At 44.3% G+C, this 17,878-nt stretch carries 15 protein-coding genes; 5 read left to right on the plus strand and 10 right to left on the minus strand.

Annotated features, from left to right (window positions below; genetic code table 11):
• Positions 1–85: 85 nt before the first annotated feature.
• The 3 genes from OAG1_RS08425 to OAG1_RS08435 form a co-directional block, all read right to left on the minus strand.
• Positions 86–1,357 (minus strand): outer membrane protein transport protein, encoded by a 1,272-nt coding sequence (locus tag OAG1_RS08425; protein ID WP_338625685.1) that lies wholly within the window; start codon positions 1,355–1,357, stop codon positions 86–88.
• Between the two features lie 298 nt (positions 1,358–1,655).
• Positions 1,656–2,402, minus strand: coding sequence for a DUF3379 domain-containing protein (locus OAG1_RS08430; RefSeq protein ID WP_084681985.1), 747 nt, complete (start codon positions 2,400–2,402; stop codon positions 1,656–1,658).
• Positions 2,371–2,937, minus strand: a complete 567-nt coding sequence (locus OAG1_RS08435; protein ID WP_016403442.1) for a sigma-70 family RNA polymerase sigma factor — start codon at positions 2,935–2,937, stop codon at positions 2,371–2,373. Before OAG1_RS08435 ends, OAG1_RS08430 begins: the two co-directional genes overlap by 32 nt.
• A gap of 153 nt (positions 2,938–3,090) precedes the next feature.
• On the opposite strand from OAG1_RS08435, the gene OAG1_RS08440 reads away from it, so the two are divergent.
• Positions 3,091–3,375 carry a DUF406 family protein gene (locus OAG1_RS08440; RefSeq protein ID WP_016403441.1) on the plus strand — a complete coding sequence of 95 codons (285 nt, stop codon included), beginning with the start codon at positions 3,091–3,093 and terminating at the stop codon, positions 3,373–3,375.
• A gap of 14 nt (positions 3,376–3,389) precedes the next feature.
• Here OAG1_RS08440 and OAG1_RS08445 read toward each other — a convergent pair whose 3' ends face one another.
• The 6 genes from OAG1_RS08445 to OAG1_RS08470 are packed head-to-tail and all read right to left on the minus strand — an operon-like array spanning position 3,390 to position 10,114.
• Positions 3,390–4,979: a BatD family protein gene (locus OAG1_RS08445; protein ID WP_338625690.1), complete on the minus strand. Its 1,590-nt coding sequence runs from the start codon at positions 4,977–4,979 to the stop codon at positions 3,390–3,392.
• Positions 4,980–6,716 (minus strand): VWA domain-containing protein, encoded by a 1,737-nt coding sequence (locus OAG1_RS08450; RefSeq protein WP_338625692.1) that lies wholly within the window; start codon positions 6,714–6,716, stop codon positions 4,980–4,982. It lies immediately after the preceding gene.
• Positions 6,709–7,713 carry a VWA domain-containing protein gene (locus tag OAG1_RS08455; protein ID WP_338625694.1) on the minus strand — a complete coding sequence of 335 codons (1,005 nt, stop codon included), beginning with the start codon at positions 7,711–7,713 and terminating at the stop codon, positions 6,709–6,711. The genes OAG1_RS08450 and OAG1_RS08455 overlap by 8 nt, the downstream gene beginning before the upstream one ends.
• Complete coding sequence (locus tag OAG1_RS08460) at positions 7,706–8,251, minus strand: DUF4381 domain-containing protein (protein ID WP_338625696.1); 546 nt, start codon at positions 8,249–8,251, stop codon at positions 7,706–7,708. The genes OAG1_RS08455 and OAG1_RS08460 overlap by 8 nt, the downstream gene beginning before the upstream one ends.
• Positions 8,244–9,158: a DUF58 domain-containing protein gene (locus tag OAG1_RS08465; RefSeq protein WP_016403436.1), complete on the minus strand. Its 915-nt coding sequence runs from the start codon at positions 9,156–9,158 to the stop codon at positions 8,244–8,246. Before OAG1_RS08465 ends, OAG1_RS08460 begins: the two co-directional genes overlap by 8 nt.
• Positions 9,158–10,114, minus strand: coding sequence for a MoxR family ATPase (locus OAG1_RS08470; protein WP_016403435.1), 957 nt, complete (start codon positions 10,112–10,114; stop codon positions 9,158–9,160). Before OAG1_RS08470 ends, OAG1_RS08465 begins: the two co-directional genes overlap by 1 nt.
• Positions 10,115–10,294: 180 nt before the next feature.
• Here OAG1_RS08470 and fadI point away from each other — a divergent pair, with 180 nt between their 5' ends.
• Both fadI and fadJ read left to right on the plus strand, forming a co-directional pair.
• Positions 10,295–11,602 (plus strand): acetyl-CoA C-acyltransferase FadI, encoded by a 1,308-nt coding sequence (gene fadI, locus OAG1_RS08475; RefSeq protein WP_338625699.1) that lies wholly within the window; start codon positions 10,295–10,297, stop codon positions 11,600–11,602.
• On the plus strand, positions 11,602–13,725 hold the full coding sequence (fadJ, locus tag OAG1_RS08480) for a fatty acid oxidation complex subunit alpha FadJ (RefSeq protein ID WP_338625701.1): 2,124 nt from the start codon (positions 11,602–11,604) through the stop codon (positions 13,723–13,725). The genes fadI and fadJ overlap by 1 nt, the downstream gene beginning before the upstream one ends.
• A 341-nt stretch (positions 13,726–14,066) precedes the next feature.
• On the opposite strand, the gene OAG1_RS08485 is transcribed toward fadJ, so the two are convergent.
• The gene (locus OAG1_RS08485) at positions 14,067–16,853 is read right to left on the minus strand and encodes an insulinase family protein (protein ID WP_338625703.1); all 2,787 of its coding nucleotides are present in this window, start codon (positions 16,851–16,853) and stop codon (positions 14,067–14,069) included.
• Positions 16,854–17,012: 159 nt separating this feature from the next.
• On the opposite strand from OAG1_RS08485, the gene sixA reads away from it, so the two are divergent.
• Together sixA and OAG1_RS08495 are read left to right on the plus strand one after the other, a co-directional pair.
• The gene (sixA, locus tag OAG1_RS08490; RefSeq protein ID WP_338625705.1) at positions 17,013–17,477 is read left to right on the plus strand and encodes a phosphohistidine phosphatase SixA; all 465 of its coding nucleotides are present in this window, start codon (positions 17,013–17,015) and stop codon (positions 17,475–17,477) included.
• 185 nt (positions 17,478–17,662) lie between these two features.
• Complete coding sequence (locus OAG1_RS08495) at positions 17,663–17,872, plus strand: DUF1107 family protein (protein ID WP_016403429.1); 210 nt, start codon at positions 17,663–17,665, stop codon at positions 17,870–17,872.
• The last annotated feature ends 6 nt before the right edge of the window (positions 17,873–17,878 follow it).

Below are 17,878 nucleotides of genomic sequence, written 5' to 3' on the forward strand. Positions count from 1 at the left end.
AGTATGTGTGGTTGAATAACTGAAGCGTGGGTGAAACTTAAGCTTAGGTCAAGCAACCGGCGTGTTGCCGGCTGCTCATTAAGGCTTAAAAGCTGTGGTTGTATTGGATAGCGGCAATGTAAGCATCGCCTTTTGATACAAACGGTATAGAAACCTCTTCGTTGAGCTCCTCTTCGAAAGCACCTTCTTTGCCTTGAATGTAAGTAAAGCCAACATCTAAGTTGCCCTTTTCACTTAAGTGGTAAGTAAAGCCAATGCCATAGTTGTAGCGGTCATTGTCTGGGATACTGATGGTTTTGTGGGTGCGAGAAGGGCTTTGGTCAAAGGCCATACCAGCACGTAATTCCCAAGCAGGGTTTAGGTACCAAGTTCCACCAAACGAAACGCGGTAAGAATCACTAAACTTTTCTGGTTTGTTTAGTACGCTGCCAATGCCTTCTGAGGTGGCGTCAATTTCTTGAAAGGTACTCCAACCAGTCCAAACATAGCTGTAGTGAACGGCAAAGGCATCATTTAAGCGGTTATAACCAGACACTTCAAAAATGTCTGGAAGATTTAGGGTTAACTCACCACCAATGGTTTGCCCGCCGGTTCCGTAAGGGTTATCACTTAGCCCTTCTGGGATGTCTGAGTGGTAGTCACCTTTAAACTTAAGGTCCACTTTTGAGCGGTAGCTAATACCGAAGCGGTGGTCTTCATTTACTTCCCACATACCGCCGATGTTCCAGCCAAAACCCCAACCATCACCTTCCAATGAAGCGGCAGTTCCGTTTTCAGGAAAGCCAGCTTCATTAATTCCAAAATTACGCACTAATTTAGCAGTGCCGTAAACGGCGTTTACACCAGCACCAACGCTAAATTGGTCATTAATGCGGTACGAGACATTTGGATTTAAATTAAGGGTGATTAGTTCAGTTTGACCAGCAAGAGAGCCTGCAGGGTAATCTTCTGGGTATTCGGTAGATAAACCAAAGTTTGAGAACATGCCTACACCCCAGGCCCACTTGTCATTAAGCGGTTGGATGAAATAGCCAGCCGGTACTGCTGCACCTGGTACTACATCGTTATTGGTTAAGGCTTGGTCAATATCATCAACGCCTGAATTACCTCTAACGTAAACGTCAGGCGCGATATAACTTAAAGCACCTGATACCGCAATGGTGTCGAACATCGACATTGCAGCAGGGTTACGTGCCATAACGGCAGCGTTATCGGCAATAGCAGCTTCACCCGCAAACGAGCGGCCTAGCCCCGAAGCAGAGTGTTCCACTAGTTGAAAACCGGCTGCGTTTACATGGGCGGCAGTAAATGTAGCTGACGCGGCAAGAAGCGCGAGTGGTAATTTCCTTATTTTCATCGTTCCCTCTCTAATTACGGGGTTAAACGTTTAGTTATGTATGGGTCTTAGTAAGAGCGCTGACCTCTGACCAGATTAAAAGTAAATAAAATAATTGTTAAGCGTTTGTTACTGCTTTGTGTCAAAAGTTGGAGCTGCTGCACAAAAGTTAAACACTTGTTTAATCTTGGTGAGCTAAGAAATATAAATGATTGTTTCGAAACATCAAGCGGGATTGTTGAGCTTTATTGCTAGTTCACAAACAAAAAAATCAACTCCCATTGATAAGACAATAGGAGTTGACTTTATTTTAATTAAATCAGATAGATTGATTTAAATCTGCGGTGAGCGTATCAAGTGCTTTTTCAATAGGTTCGTTACGTTCACCCACCACGACAAGGTTGGCATTAGATAGTTTAGAAACCATCCCATGCATCTTTTTATCGGCAAAGCTTTCAACCGCTTGCAACTCGGTGGATTTAGGCACTACAAACACATTTATGTTTGAGCCCATTTTTCCTTTCATAATCATATGAAAAGCTGGAGCACCTGCATAAGCACAGTGGTTAACATACACAACCTCGCCAGGAAGTTGGTCAAAGCTTGCACCATAACGGGCTAATTTAGCATTAATAGTTTGCAGGCTTGGTTGTTCATCAACACCGCTGGTATAAGGCATTTCGTGATAAACATGTTCTAAAGCTACTTGGCCCATATTTACTTGCCCGGTAGGCAGTTGCCAATTAACTAAGCTAAAACTTAAACCCACTACAAAAGCAATGGATGCAGCCATAGCAATATGTACTCGAGTTTTGCGGCGGTATTCAAGTTGCGAATCGTCGAAGCTTTGGCTCAGTATTAGTCGCTCTGCAAGCGCGTCTGGCACATCTACGTTTAGTGCTTGCTCTAACTTACACTCAAACTGCTGCATCTCGTCATACAGTTTTTTATTTTTAGGCGTGCGCGTTGCTTCCTGTATAAGCGTATCGCTACGCTCTCGAGGATTGGTATACAACTGACGGCGAAATTCTAGCTCATCCATTGCTTTGTCCTCGTTCTTGGTCATTATCTAGGGCTTCTTTGAGCTGATTTCTTGCTCTAAAAAGCCGTGTCATTACTGTGTTTTTATTTAGCTCTAACATATCGGCAATCTCATCACCGCTAAATCCACCTATCACTTGGAGTAGCAGCGGTTCTTTATATTCAGGTGCCAGTTTATCTATTTGGCGGCGTAACCATTCATTTTCAATTTGTTGCTCGGTAGATGTAGCATTTACATCGGCAACTGAATGATCCTCGATATCCACCAAGTTAAACTGTTTTCGCTCGAAGCGACGGGCGTTTTCTCGGCGAAGAATGGTAATTAACCACGCTTTGGCTGCCTTTTCATCTTTAAGGCTGTCGAGTGAACGCCAAGCTCTAAGAAAGGTCTCTTGAACTATGTCTTCGGCGATATGCTTATCCTTTACTAGCCAGTAGGCGTAACGGTAAACATCCTTATTGTAAGCCTGTACTAAGGCTTCATAACGTTTTTGTTTTGCTTCCATATCCGACATGACCGAGTCGGTTTGGTTTTTCTTTCGAAAAAAATCAACAACCATGTAATTTCCTAGATAAAACGTCGAAGGCTAATCTGTTATGATACGCATCAAAGAGACCTTGTTTGGTCTATGGTACACACTATACACCTGATTTCGCTTTGGTTTAGATTGAAGAGTTATAACTAAGGCCTGTTGTAAATGAAAGGAAAATAGATGAAAACTAAGTTAGAAGAATCTAAAACTTGTTGTTGTGTTGATGTTGGTGCGGTTATCGACGGCGAAGAATGTACAGCACAAGTTGAAGAAGTGTTTGCCGAGCAACAACAAGCCGAAGCCCGTTTAAACGCTTTAGTAGACAAAGCTCGCAAGGCAGAGTCTGATCCTTGTGAGATTAGCAGCGAAGTTACCGCTGTTGAAGGCGGGTTTAAACTGGCTGCTTCGTTTACTTTTTGCTGCCAAGCAGAAAGCCTAATCTTTCAATTAGGCTTAAATCGCTAAGCGGTATTTTTATATTAAGGATTGAGTGAGGAGAGCCCTTCTTCTCGCTCTTTTTTTCCTTGGCCTTGCTTCTTTAACGCTTGGCATTGCTGGAAAAACGCGAGTAAATCAAAGTCTGTTTTATCATCGCTCGCCCAGTTCGCGGCGCTAATTTCTTTATGTAGAGCGGCAAAATTACTAGTTAGCTGCTGCTTATTTATCCACTTAGCTAGTGCTTGTTCAGCTTGCAGCTTTTGGCCCGCTTTACAGGCCGCAGCAAACTGTGTCCAATAGTCATCATCTAAATGTACTGCGCTAGCATCTGGCGCTAGTTGAGCCTCTTGTTTGGCATTGCTTTTTTTACGTTTTATCACCCATACCAACAACGCTAGGGTAATTATCCATGCAAGGGCGAAAAACCAAGTCCACAATGAGGTGCTAGGTTTTTCTTGCACTTCAGGGAGAACTTGTTGATTGCTCGGTAATGATTGCAGCTGCTGATTTACCGGCGCTGCCACTACGGTAATGGTTCGCGGTGCTATATCGGCGCTGGCTTGTTGATCTTTGCTTAAATCCCACCAAGGTAGTGACCAGCCAGGGAGAGTAAGTTCGCCTTCGTTTACTGGAATCAGTGCCACATTTAAACTGCGCTGCGCAAACACTATTCCATCTTTAACTATGGTGCGGTCTTGGTACGCTTCTGGGTAAACCCGAAAATCTTCTCCATAATCAATATCAATTTCCGGTAGTTGATCTTCGGTTATTCCAGCAATGGTTAAGTTGATAATACGGGTAAAAGCTTGGCCTTGCTGGTAGTCACTTTGCAGTGGTTGAATTTCTTCATATAGCAATAAGTCATTAGAGGGTAGCCACGTACCAGGAAAACTTGCCGGTGGTGCTTTTACTTCTAAAGACAAGGTTTGCGCGGCAATGTCTACCGGCCTTGCTCGGCGGTTGATGTCGTTGGCTAAGCCGCTTAAACGTGGCCCTTTTACTTCAAATTCACCGGCCTTTTCTGGGGTAACTAGCCAATGACGGGTAAGGGTGCGATAACGTTTGCCATCAATTATCTCTAAATCTTGCTTGTCGTCACCTAGCTTTTCTATTTTGGCGCCGAGCATGCTGGGCGCGATAATATTGGCTTGGTCTAGGCTATTGGCGACCCATATCTTGGCGGTATAGGTTACTGGCTGGCCAATGTAAACCTGGGCATTATCCAAGCTTACTTCCATACGTACCTGGTCTTTACTTGGCTCTATGGCTGCAATGGTTTTGGCTTTTAGTTGAATTGGCGTTGTATTTTGCCCACCAATATTAAAACTAGGGATAAGGTAATTACCTTCTTCGCGCACCAATAGGGTAGTGGTCCAGCGAGTTTGGGTAGATGATTCACCATTAATGCTGGTGTGTTGGCGGCTAGTTGAAGTACTGCCTACTACAAACTTTTGCCTTAACAATACCGATGAGTCAAATTCACTGGCTGCTAAGGTATCGTCAGCCACTATTTCTAGCGTAAAGGCTTGTCCAACTGCCACAGGGTTTTGACTAACCGAAGCGGTAACTTTAGTCGTGGCATAAGCATTAAAGCTAAGTAAAAGAATAAAAAATACACTAAGCGCTTTCACTTACCAGTTCTCCTGATTACTAGGCTGACGACGACGTTTTTGATATTCAAGGTACATTTTATTGCGAAGCAACAAACTTGGGTCATTAGGCAGATCCTCGAGCCATTTCTGTAACTCTTCTTGGTCACTCGGTTCACCTTGCGAGTTATTGGCTTGAGCGCTTTGCTCAGGCTCTTGTTCTTCATTTGACTGTTCTTCGCCGGCTTGTGCCTGTTGTTGCTGTTCAGACTCTTGCTCTTGCTCGGACTGTTGCTCAGAAGGCGACTGTTGGTCTTGATTCTCTTCTGCTTGGGAATCGTCCTGCTGTTGGTCACCTTGTTGTTGAGACGAATCCGACTCTGATTGCTGATCAGTATCGCTAGAATCTTGTTGCTCTGACTGTTGCTGGTTTTGTTGCTGTTGTTCTAACAGGTCTTCAATCAATTTCTTATTATGTTGAGCGGCAGGGAAGTCATTTTGTAACACTAAGGCTTGCTCATAGGCTTCTATCGCTTGTTGATAATCACCAAGTTGAGCATGAGCATTTCCTTGGTTAAACCACCCATTGGCGCTGCCATCTTGAGCAAACAGTGCTTGCGCCTCTTGATAGTTACCAGCTTTGTATAGAGCTGAGGCTTTCCAACTTGGGTCGGTAAACTGCTCAGCAGCTTCGCCATAGCGTTCTTCTTCAAAAGCTTGTTGTGCTTGTTGAGCTTGATTTGTCCACACCGAGTTAGCCAGAGCGGGCTTTGGTAGGGCAAAAATACTAACACACAAACTAACTAGCAATAGCTCTGCGCGGCGCACGCTATTTAGTAGCATCAATAAAATAAAAGGCAGCAGATAAAAGCCAATATCTTTTCTCACCTGCGCTTGTTGGTTGCTTTGTTGTTCGCTATCAAAACTGCGGCTACGTAAGGAACTCAGTTTCTCAATATCGCTATTATCAGCACTAATCAGCTGGCAAATACCGCCGGTGTTTTGGCAAAGGGGCAGGAAGTTATCTGCTTCTAACTTAGCAATAACAATGCTGCCATATTGGTCTTTTAGCATGCTGCCATCTTCTATAGGAATGGGCGCTCCTTCTTCGGTGCCTAAGGCCAACATAGAAAAACGTAAATTATGTAGTTGCAAGCTACTTAAGCTTAACTGCATTTGCTGTTCTGTAAGTCCGTCTCCAATCACTACTACATCGCCTTGCGCGTAGCCTGCTTGTTTTATTAATTCGGCAGCTTGCTCAATGGCGAGGTTAAGGGCCGAACCGTGAGCGGGCATTAACTCTGGTTTTAGGTGGGGAACTAGGTTGGCAAGCGTATTGGTATCGCTACTTAAGGGGCTAAGTACAAATGCGTCGCCCGCATAGGCAATAAGTGCGGTTTCACCATCTTTCCATTGCTCGAGTAAATCTAGTGCTTTGTACTTCGCCAGTTCAACTCTATCAGGTTTTACATCTCGCGCTCGCATCGAGTAGGACATGTCCATGATTAACACGCGGGCAGAGCCTTCTCGGTAGAGTGGTACGTTGTCACTAATAATGCTTGGGCCACTTAAGGCTATTAGAATCAGAGCCAGTAAGCCGGCTAAAGACCATTGGGAGCTTTTGCTTTGTTTTGGAGAGTCCACCAAATATTTAGCAATGCCTGGGCTAAGTAGTTTGCTCCAAGCAGATTGCTCGCGCTGCTGCTTTTTAAACAACAGCAGTAATAAAAGTGGACTAAGCAATAGCCATTCTGGACGCAATAAGCTTATATCAAACATTGCTTGCCTCCTGATTAAAACGGCGCATTAGCATAGGGCTGGCTAAACTAGCCACTAATAGCAAGGTTGCTAACGCCAAGGGCCAATAATACAACTCGTATTGCGGACGGTAGAATTGCTGAGCTTCTGAGATTGGATTTAAGGCATTTATCTCTTGGTAAATTTTCGAAAGATCTTCGGTGCTGCGTGCTCGATAATATTGACCACCAGTCATTTCAGCTATTTTTATCAACGCACCTTCGTCGAGATCTTGCGACGGGTTTATCTTACGTGCGCCAAATAGGGTTTGTTGATAAAGCTCGTCGGCGCCCACACCAATGGTGTAAATCACCACTTGATTCTTGGCTGCCATTTCTGCCGCTTGCATTGGATCAACCGAGCCGGAAGTATTTTGACCATCGGTAAGTAGAATAAGGATCCGCTGCTCTGCTGGGTGGTTCATTAGTTGTTTAATACCTAAACCAATGCCTTCACCAATCGCGGTTCTGTCGCCAACTAAACCGTGTACTAGCTCTTTTACTTGAATTAGCAAACTGTCTAAATCAAAGCTTAGTGGGCTGGCTAAATAGGCGTGGTCGGCAAATAAAATCATGCCTAAACGGTCGCCGCGGCGTTGTTCAATAAATTCGCTGAGCAAAAACTTAAGGGCTGTTAGCCGGTCAACGGCTTCACCATCAAGTTGCATATCTTTGATTTGCATACTGCCCGACATATCAACCGATAATAATAAATCGCGACCTTGTTCATTTAAGCCTTGGACTTCATCGTCTAGCCACACTGGACGCGCTAATGCAGTAATGCACAAAATCCAAACTAACCATTTAAGGCCAATTTTTAGTGGGCTATTGGTTTTTTCCAAAGCAGCTTGCTGTTGGGTAAAAGGCAAACTGCTGTTTAATAATACTTCGCTTTGTTGTTGCTTGGCTTGGCTGAATTTTTCTACCAGCCAAAGCAGAGGAACAAGCACAAATATGTAAGGCCAGACAAACTCAAACATCGCGGCCTCCCTTATTTTTGCCGTTAAAGTGCTGTTTGGTGTTTTGCTGATGCCTACCAAAGCCAAACAAGCTAGCCACATTTAGCGGCGGTCTTAGCTGTTTAATCCACTGTTCGCCAAGTTGAATACATTGTTGGGCAGAATCCGATGGGGTAGCTGAGTACAAGGCTTGCTGCCAAACATCTTGTAGCTCTGAGAATTCAGCTTGGTTTTTTCGTGAAGTACTGTCTAAAAAGGCTAACCACGCTTGACCATTTAGCGAAGCGACTTGTTGGCGCGGGTAATAACTCAAGGCCAAGCGCTTCATTAATACGTTGAGCTCTGCCAAGGTGGCTGGTTGTTGCTTGAGCTTAAGTAATGCTTCACGTCGAGGTTTATCTAAATACCAAAAACGCCAAGCTGCAAATAGCAGCAAGCTAAGTGAAAGTATGACCAGTACACCAAGTAGCCACCAACCAATGGCGGGTAGGGCGGTTTCGTAAGTTGTGGGTAAAATAATGTCTTTTAAATCAACTAGAGGATTAGTTTGCTCAGGCATAGTCCTGCCACTCTAAGGCTGTTGAAAAATGCTGATGAGGAATGCGAGCTTGTTGCAGCATTTGCTCAATCTGTTGTTGGCGCTGATTGGCTAAACGCTTAAATTGTTGCCTAAATGCTTTGTTATCTGGCTGCAAATATCCCTCGCTGTTGCCATTGCTTACTTGCAGTTGCATTGCGGTATGCGCTTTGGGCAGCTGTTGCTCCAAAGGGTCGCTAATTTGCCAAGCAAACACTTGGTTATGGCTAGCTAAGCGCTGTAAATGCAAGGAGGCTGCTTTGTCGAAATGGTAAAAGTCGCTAATTAAATGTACTTGGTAGCCGGTTTTTACTAACTGACATAAAGTCTCAAGATTGTGAGTTGGCGACGAGTCCTGTAGTTGCTGCTCACTTAAGGCGGCAAATTGTTGATTGTGCACATCCACGATGCTTTGTAGCTGGGCTAACCAATGGGTTTTACTGGCTGCTGGTTTTTGGTTGTGTGCCTGCTCACCTAAATGCAGAGTTAAGGCCACGCGCTCACCCAGTTGTTGAGCATTCCAACCTAAACAGGCCGCCAGCTCACTAGCGAATACCGACTTAAGTTTGTCACCGCTGCCAAAATACATGGAGTGTGATAAATCAAGAAAGATAAACACTGGATGCTCGCGGTCTTCTCTAAATAACTTGGTATGGGTTTTACCGGTACGCGCCGTTACTCGCCAGTCGATGCAACGAATGTCATCTCCTGGTTGATAATGACGCACTTCGTCAAACTCCATGCCTCGCCCACGAACTTTGCTTAAGCGATTTCCATGGCGGCTACTGCTTACTTGGCGCCAAGGAGGCATATTTAAATGAATGGCGCGCGCTTCTATCAACTGCTCAATTTGTAAACTGACTGGCGATTGGCGACTAATGGTATCCATTAGGCAAAGGCCACCAATTCAAGCAAACGTTGGATAACCGCATCGGCTTGAATCCCTTTGGCTTGTGCTTGGTAGCTAAGCAATAAGCGATGGCGTAATACCGGATAAGCCAATTGTTGGATATCTTCTGGGCTAACAAAGTCTCGACCATCAAGCCATGCTTTAGCACGCGCAGCGCGGGCTAGGGATATGCTGGCACGCGGGCTGGCACCAAATTCTAGCCATTGACTAAATTCGTCGGTGTAGCGCTCTGGTTGGCGAGTGGCTACCACTAAATCAACGATATATTGATTTAGCTGCGGCGCAATATGTACTTCCATAATCGCTCGGCGCAGGGCAAATAGTTTTTGTTGAGTGAGCGGTTCTGGCTGACGTAAGTGCACTTGCTTGGCTTCACGTTCAGTAAGCTGCAGAATTTTGAGTTCGTTTTCTGCATCAGGGTAGTTCAAACACAGCTTGAACATAAAGCGGTCTAGTTGCGCTTCTGGAAGTGGGTAAGTACCTTCTTGCTCAATCGGGTTTTGAGTAGCCATTACCATAAACAGTTTGGGCAGCTTATAGCTGTTGCTACCTACCGTGATTTGCTGCTCGGCCATGGCTTCCAGTAAAGCCGATTGCACTTTAGCAGGGGCACGGTTAATTTCGTCCGCCAATACTAAGTTGTGAAAAATAGGCCCTTTTTGAAAGCTAAAGCTGGCAGTTTCTGGGTGAAACACATCGGTACCGGTTAAATCTGCAGGTAATAAGTCTGGGGTGAACTGGACTCGATGAAAATCACCTTCTATACATTCCGATAGTGCTTTAACCGCTCGGGTCTTAGCAAGGCCTGGAGGACCCTCTACTAATATGTGCCCGTCGGCCAATAAAGCGATAAGTAATTGATTAATAAATTCAGTTTGGCCAACTATGCTTTGGTTAAGGTAATCTCTAATGGCCGATAGTGTGTTGTTACTCATTTGATCCTCTGAATTGTTCATCGCATGCGGATGATAAAACACTCTTCAGTTAGGCTCAAAAAATTTCCTTTAAATTTGACGGCTTACTACTAGTTTTAATCGCTTGTTTGAATTATGTGAAGAAATGGTTAATATAAAGCTTATGAGGTCTGACCTCTTAACTCGTTAAGGATAAATTGAATGCACCAACAACAATCTTTACAAACGGCGAATGGCGCACGCATAGCAGTAGTTGCGGGTTTGCGTACTCCATTTGCGCGTCAAGCCACAGCCTATCATGATGTTCCAGCCGTAGATCTTGGGAAAATGGTGGTTAATGAATTAATTAAGCGTGTAGATCTAGACGTGAAAGAAATTCAACAACTGGTATTTGGTCAAGTGGTACAAATGCCTGCAGCGCCAAACATTGCCCGTGAAATTGTTTTGGGTACTCCATTAGATGTGTCTACCGACGCATATAGTGTTTCTAGGGCTTGTGCTACTAGTTTTCAGGCAACGGTTAACGTAGTTGAGTCCATTATGGCTGGCACAATTGATTGTGGTATTGCTGGTGGTGCAGATTCATCTTCAGTGTTACCTATTGGAGTGAGCAAAAAGCTAGCTCGCAGTTTACTTGAGCTATCTAAAGCCCGCAGTGCAGGGCAGCGTTGGAATATTATTAAAAAGCTAAGAATTAAAGACTTAGCGCCAGTTCCTCCAGCAGTTGCTGAGTATTCAACCGGTATTTCCATGGGGCAAACTGCAGAGCAAATGGCTAAAACGCATGGTATTAAACGCGCCGACCAAGACAAGTTAGCTGCACGTTCACACCGCTTAGCGCACCAAGCTTGGGAAGAAGGTAAGTTGGACGAAGAAGTAATGACCGCTTACCCCGAGCCTTTTAAAACCTCTATTAGCCGTGACAACAATGTGCGCGGTGACTCAAGTGAAGAGAAACTGGCCAAACTAAAACCAGTATTCGACCGCAAGCATGGTTCGGTAACTGCAGCTAACGCTACACCGCTTACCGATGGAGCCGCCGCGGTCTTGCTTATGCGAGAAGACAAAGCCAAAGAGCAAGGTTTACCTATTCTAGGTTACATAAAGAGTTATGCCTTTGCTGGCATCGATGTGTGGGAAGACATGTTAATGGGGCCTTCTTACGCAACCCCAATTGCTTTAGACCGCGCAGGTATTGGTTTGCAAGATTTAGACTTAATTGAAATGCACGAAGCCTTTGCCGCTCAAACGCTAGCGAACGTTAAAATGTTTGCCAGTGACGAATTTGCTAAGTCTATTGGCCGAGAGAAAGCCTTGGGTGAAATTGACATGGAGAAGTTTAACGTAATGGGTAGCTCAATTGCTTATGGTCACCCCTTTGCCGCCACTGGTGCGCGAATGATTACGCAAATGCTTAACGAACTTCGTCGTCGCGGTGGTGGTTTAGGGTTAACCACTGCCTGTGCGGCAGGTGGTTTGGGCGCAGCAATGGTTTTGGAGGTTGAATAATGGAACAGCAAACTTTCACCTTAACGATTGAAGAGAATATTGCGCTGCTAAAAATTGATGTACATGGTGAAACCATGAACACCTTAAAAGCCGAATTTGGCCCCGAGCTGGATGCCATATTGGATGACCTAGCTTCTCAGTCTCAACTTACTGGTATGGTGGTGTACAGCGGAAAGGCTGATTCGTTTATCGCCGGCGCTGATATTGGCATGTTGGACAGTTGTGATACAGCCGCAGATGCGCAAAAGCTTTCACAAGACGGACACAAAGTTTTCGCCCGCTTAGCTAAGCTACCGTTTCCGGTTATCGCTGCTATACATGGACCGTGCTTAGGTGGCGGCTTAGAAGTCGCCTTAGCCTGTGATTATCGAGTATGTAGTAACGACGATAAAACCAGCCTAGGCTTGCCTGAAGTACAACTTGGTCTGTTACCCGGTGGCGGTGGAACTCAACGCTTACCAAAGCTAGTTGGTATTCAAAAAGCCTTAGAGATGATGCTTACTGGCAAACAGTTACGCCCTAAGCAAGCCCTTAAGAGTGGCTTAGTGGATGAAATGGTACCTAACAGCGTGCTGCTAGATGTTGCCAAGAAGTATGCTGGTAAAGCTAAACGTAAACCAAAACCTAAACTAAGTACCATTTCAAAGTTATTGGAAGGTAACCCGGTTGGTCGTAATGTGTTGTTTTCTCAGGTAACCAAGCAAACCATGAGTAAAACGCGTGGGAATTACCCAGCGCCTAACGAGATCATTGCCTGCGTTAAAGCAGGGATAGAGAAAAACACCGAGGCCGCTTATCAAGAAGAAGCCAAGCGTTTTGCTGACTTAGTGAAAAGCCCTGAATCAGCAGCGTTGCGCGGCTTGTTTTTTGCGTCGAATGAACTGAAAAAAGAAAGCTTGTTTGAAGGTGTGTCGCCTCAAAAAATTAATCAAGTTGCTGTGTTAGGTGGTGGTTTAATGGGAGCGGGCATTGCTTTTGTGTCGGCGACCAAAGCTAATGCACAAGTTCGTATTAAAGATATTAGCGAAAAGGGTGTGTTAGGCGGCCTAAATTACGCCTACAAGTTGTTAGATAAAAAGCGTAAACGCCGGTTTATCACTAATGCCCAGCTGCAACAGCAAATGAACAACATTACCGGCGGAACCGATTTTGTTGGCATGCAAAATAGCCAAATTGTGGTGGAAGCAGTATTTGAAGATTTAGCGCTTAAGCAACAAATGGTGGCTGACATTGAAGCCAATTGTAATCAAAAAACGATTTTTGCCAGCAATACCTCTTCATTGCCTATTGGGCAAATAGCGGCTAAAGCTGAGCGTCCAGAGCAAGTGATTGGCTTGCATTACTTTAGTCCAGTAGAAAAAATGCCTTTGGCTGAAATTATTCCGCATGCTGGCACTAATGAGCAAACCATTGCCGATACGGTAGAGTTTGCTCGTAAGCAAGGTAAAACTGCAATTGTAGTGAAAGATGGCGCAGGCTTTTACGTAAACCGTATTCTTGCGCCTTACATGAATGAAGCCGCCATGTTGTTGCTAGAAGGGCAGAGCATTGAACATTTAGATAAAACGCTACTAGATTACGGCTTCCCGGTTGGCCCAATGACCTTGCTTGACGAAGTAGGCATTGATGTAGGTTCCAAAATTGCTCCGATTCTCGAAGCTGAGCTAGGTGAGCGTTTTAAAGCGCCAGATGCATTTGCCAAACTTATCGATGATAAGCGCTTAGGTAAGAAAAACGGTCGAGGTTTCTATCTCTACGGCAAAGGTAAAAAAGCCAAAGCTAAGCAAGTTGACGAGAAGGTGTACTCAGTACTGGGTGTTAAACCTAAAACCTCACTCGATGCTGTTACCTTGGCTAAGCGTTGTGTTTATATGATGCTTAATGAAGCAGCGCGCTGCTTAGATGAAGGGGTTATACGTAGTGCGCGAGATGGTGATTTAGGTGCTATTTTTGGTATTGGCTTCCCACCTTTCTTAGGTGGACCATTCCGCGCTATGGATAGCATTGGTATTGCTAACTTGGTGAAAGAGCTTCAAGCGATGGAATCAAGCTACGGTGAGCGTTTTAAACCTTGCGAAGCCTTGGTTGCAATGGCTGATAAAGGCCAAAGCTATTACGCTTAAATTGTAAAGTAAGCATAACAAAAGCCAAGGTGAATAATTCGCCTTGGCTTTAGTGTAATTAAGACATTTCTGTTAACATCTTCACCCTGTCTGTATTAGAGCGAGTAGTATGCTTTTCGTTTTGTTGTTGTCAGTCTGTTTTGGGCTATTTTTCTACGTGGAAGCTATTAAGTTTTCTTTGCCGCGATGGCGTTGGACATTGGTGGGCTTATTGTTTGGGCCACTGTGTATGCCACTGCTATGGACGCATCAAAAACTTAACGTAAAGCGCAGCCAAGGTTTTAACGATAGCAGAATGAAGGCTTAATCTAGCCTTCACTGTTTATAGTTTCTCATCTCTTTTAGTTATAGCAATAAATTGCTGAATCACTCTGAAACTCACTACGGCTTTTAACTACTCGCACGGTCTCTAAATGGTGGGTATTTAAAGGCTCTGCTTGCTGCTCACTTGCTCCATGGTTGTATACGATAACCCGGTCTCGCTGCTTACTTTTTAAGCTCATCATAAATCGGACAAGGTCAACCCGCTCAAGCCGTTCAATGCATTCCGCTGCACGCTGGCGCTGGTTAAAGGTCAAATCTTTGTTGCCGATGCTTACCCAAAAACGCTGAGCACGGGTTCGCATATTACTTTCGCGCTCTAGTATTTGGGCAATTAGCCCTTGTTTACTTTGTTGCCATTGCGCGTCACTTAGCTCAAACATCAGCACCGGGAACTCATCCAAAAAGTCGTTAATGGCATCGAGCAGTGTTTGCGGTTGTCCATGTGGTGATTGCACATAGAAAATAATGCCGGGGTGGCGATTAAGCGGCAAGTTGCCAGTTCCCACAATGTAACCTAGCTGCTGCTTGGTGCGTAACTCATTAAAGAAGGTTGAGGTCATAATGTGGTTACTTAGGGTAAACAAGGCAATGCTCTCAGGGCTTAAGTCTCGGCTTTGGTAATAAATCATTAGCGCCGAGTCATTTTGCTGACAATTAATTTCGTATAACAAGCTTCCCTGATCTTTAATGCTAATAAGCTTTCTTGGTGTTTCCTTTGAAGGGCTGGTATCAGGGGATATTTCTTGCTGAATAAACTCACCCAGCTCTTCAATTGTTGGCTCCGACCAATTGCCGTAAGCCAACATTTCTATATGAATGTTTTGATAAAGCTTGGCCACAAAGTCGGGCAGCTCTTCTAATTGAACGTCTTCTAGCTCTTCGAGTAAGGCGCTAGGCGGCGGGTTGTTAGGTTGCAACAACGAAGTTAGCTCGCTAAACAGTTGAGAAATCGGCTTAACTTGCATCTGGTTTTGCCAGTGTTTTGCTAACTGCTGCTTAATTATTCCAAAGCGCTTACGCTCAAAATGACCAAATAAACGGTTATTCATGATCATCTTGAGTAGCAAGATTTGTTTGTCACTAAATCCGGATAGATGCAAGGTGTAGCCGCCTTGATGGGCATAGAGCTGGTAAGACATGCCAGCAATCTCGGCTTGGTAAGTCATCTCGCTGAGATGATCTAGCATCAACTCTACCATTAAGCGCGTGCAAACTATGTTGCGCACCGAAGCTACCGCATGTTTTGAATCTACAGACACATACAAATGCCCTTTAGGGACTCTAAATTCCGGTTCGTTGCTAAACCATAAGCGAAAGCCAGGTTTATCAAACAGCAATCTAGGTTCAGCTTCTTGTTCTTGTGGCTCAACCAAAGGCGATTGGTTAAAAGACAAAAATGGATTACTGGCCGGTAGTTGCAAACTTTCTAACTCACCTGGTGATTGCCAGCGTTTAATGCGCTCTGGTTCAATGGGTTTTACCGAATAGGGGGTGTGGTACCACTTAGCTATTTTATCTCCCTTAACATTGGGTGATACCAAAGTAATACGCATTCTCTCAGGGACAATTTGTTTTAAGCATTGCGAGATAAGAGCTTGGTCGTAGTTCTCCATGGCGTAATCGCCATAGATAACATCGTCTGCGGGATAATGCTGTAAGTTAATGGCTAAGTGAGAGACTAAGTCGATAGCCCGTGATTTTTCCTGATAAAGGAAGGCCCGTTCAAATACTTGCTGTTTTTCGCTGTAGCGCCAAGCTTGTAAACCATGTTGGCGAATCATTTCCAAGTAACTGAAGCTCGCGTCGATGATTGAGTCAATACAGTTTAAACCTTCATCGGTTAAGGAGTAGCTAATGCAAAAATCCTTAAAATTGCTGCCACTGACTCCGCCACCCGCAGCCATAGAGTTAATTAAACCGGCATGGCGCAATAGAGCCACTAAGCTGCCGGGCCCTTCATAACCTAAAATATGCGCAAGATAAGTGAGAGGCTTTTGTCGATATAGTGAATCCATGTCGCCAAAGCCAAAAGATAAAGTGAGCTTTTTAAGATCTTTAACCGGCTGAATATGGGTTTCTAATGCCAGGTTTTCTGGCAAATAAAAGGGGGCTATTTTAGGCTTATTTACAGCAACTTTTGGAACTGCGGAAAAGAGTTGCCGCACGTGGGCTTCATTTTGGTCAAGCTCGTGGGGGCTAAGCACTGCTAGCGACATTAAATCGGCCGAGTAGTGCTGTTGATAAAAGGCGATTAGGTCGTCTCTAATCGATGTTTCACCATCACTAAGGGTATCTAAGCTACCTACAGAAAACTGACTAAAGGGATGATCGGGATTTACCGTTTCTTTATGTACTTGGTAAATGCGGCGTACGTCGTCTTTAATCTTTAGTTGGTATTCAGAGTTAACCGCTTGTCGTTCACGCTCAACCAGCTCTGGGTTAAAACACGGGCAGATGAAAAACTGGCTAAAGCGGTCAAGCGCTTCGTCAAACCACTCGTTATCAATATCAAAATAGTAATTGGTGTGTTCGGTGCCTGTCCACGCGTTATTGCTACCGCCATGGCGGTTTATGAAACTTTGGTATTCACCTGCTTTAGGATAAGAATCTGTTCCCAAAAAAAGCATATGCTCTAAAAAGTGAGCTAAACCTTCTCGGTTTTTGGGATCGTTAAAATGGCCAATATTTACTGCGAGAGAAGCAGCAGATTTTTGCGCTGTTTCATCTTGTACTAACAAGACCTTAAGACCATTGTCTAAAGTTATGTAACGATATTGTTTTGGATCGTTAGGGCTAGTGCGCAAGGCAACATTCCTTGTTTATGGCGATAGTATGATTATCAGTCGCTTAACTTGGTCTTGCAAACTCTGATGGATGTTTTGTGGCATATCAATTAAATTAGCAGCCAAAATTAGTAAGCTTAGACGTTTAACACGTCTCAATTAATTAAGAAGAGCCCTTTTATGCAAGTATTTATCATGCGTCATGGTGAAGCCGAAATGTTCGCTGCTAGCGATAGCGAGCGAGCACTAAACCAATCTGGCTTAAATGAAGTAGGTAAAATGGGGGCGTATCTAGCGGATAAACTACCACAATTAGATTATGTATTAGTGAGCCCATATTTGCGTGCACAGCAAACATGGCAGCGCTTGGCTAAAAGCTTACCGGAAGCGGTTAAAGTGATCGAATTAAACGAGCTAACGCCCTCTGGTGACGAAGTAGCCGTGGTGAGCTTAATTAACGAACTTGCTTTAGAGCAACCACAAGGTAATTTACTAGTGGTATCCCATTTGCCGCTAGTGGGCTTTATTGTTGAAGGCTTAGTGGCTGAAGCTGGTGCTCCATTATTTAGCACTGCGGCTGTTGCTGAGTTGCAAGTAGGGCAAGAAAACAGCTTTATCTCACTGCAACACCCAATAAGCTTGTAGTAAAACAAACTTATCAACCGGTTAGCTGTTTACTGTTGGTGTATTGCTCTAAATCTCAAAGGTTCCCAGTTTTTTGTGCTTTTGAGATCTTCTTCGCGGAACAGTGAATTGCTGCCGATTTCCTTAGAATTCGCCAATATCTCCTAGTAGTATTCGTTTTGTCAAAACAGCAGTGGACATAATGAATGAAAATATTTTCCCGTTATTCTCCAGTTAAAATTGCCCGTTACGTTAAAGCGTTTTTTAAAGGACGCTTGTATATTCAAGGACGAGGGGCATACGAGTTTAAAAATGGTAAATTAGAAACGTTGGCAAATCACAAAACCACTAAACACCGGCAAACAGTGGCAGAAGTGAACCAACACATCGACGAATTTAAGAATAAAGCCGCTTAACAATAG

It is taken from the genome of Agarivorans sp. OAG1, assembly GCF_037076485.1.
GTDB classification, from domain to species: Bacteria; Pseudomonadota; Gammaproteobacteria; order Enterobacterales; family Celerinatantimonadaceae; genus Agarivorans; species Agarivorans albus.

Excerpts from the sequence above, each read along its gene's own strand:
- OAG1_RS08425 (WP_338625685.1), bottom strand. The coding sequence starts at position 1,357 with ATGAAAATAAGGAAATTACCACTCGCGCTTCTTGCCGCGTCAGCTACA.
- OAG1_RS08430 (WP_084681985.1), bottom strand. The coding sequence starts at position 2,402 with ATGACCAAGAACGAGGACAAAGCAATGGATGAGCTAGAATTTCGCCGT.
- OAG1_RS08435 (WP_016403442.1), bottom strand. The coding sequence starts at position 2,937 with ATGGTTGTTGATTTTTTTCGAAAGAAAAACCAAACCGACTCGGTCATG.
- OAG1_RS08440 (WP_016403441.1), top strand. The coding sequence starts at position 3,091 with ATGAAAACTAAGTTAGAAGAATCTAAAACTTGTTGTTGTGTTGATGTT.
- OAG1_RS08450 (WP_338625692.1), bottom strand. The coding sequence starts at position 6,716 with ATGTTTGATATAAGCTTATTGCGTCCAGAATGGCTATTGCTTAGTCCA.
- OAG1_RS08455 (WP_338625694.1), bottom strand. The coding sequence starts at position 7,713 with ATGTTTGAGTTTGTCTGGCCTTACATATTTGTGCTTGTTCCTCTGCTT.
- OAG1_RS08460 (WP_338625696.1), bottom strand. The coding sequence starts at position 8,251 with ATGCCTGAGCAAACTAATCCTCTAGTTGATTTAAAAGACATTATTTTA.
- OAG1_RS08465 (WP_016403436.1), bottom strand. The coding sequence starts at position 9,158 with ATGGATACCATTAGTCGCCAATCGCCAGTCAGTTTACAAATTGAGCAG.
- OAG1_RS08470 (WP_016403435.1), bottom strand. The coding sequence starts at position 10,114 with ATGAGTAACAACACACTATCGGCCATTAGAGATTACCTTAACCAAAGC.
- fadI (WP_338625699.1), top strand. The coding sequence starts at position 10,295 with ATGCACCAACAACAATCTTTACAAACGGCGAATGGCGCACGCATAGCA.
- fadJ (WP_338625701.1), top strand. The coding sequence starts at position 11,602 with ATGGAACAGCAAACTTTCACCTTAACGATTGAAGAGAATATTGCGCTG.
- sixA (WP_338625705.1), top strand. The coding sequence starts at position 17,013 with ATGCAAGTATTTATCATGCGTCATGGTGAAGCCGAAATGTTCGCTGCT.
- OAG1_RS08495 (WP_016403429.1), top strand. The coding sequence starts at position 17,663 with ATGAAAATATTTTCCCGTTATTCTCCAGTTAAAATTGCCCGTTACGTT.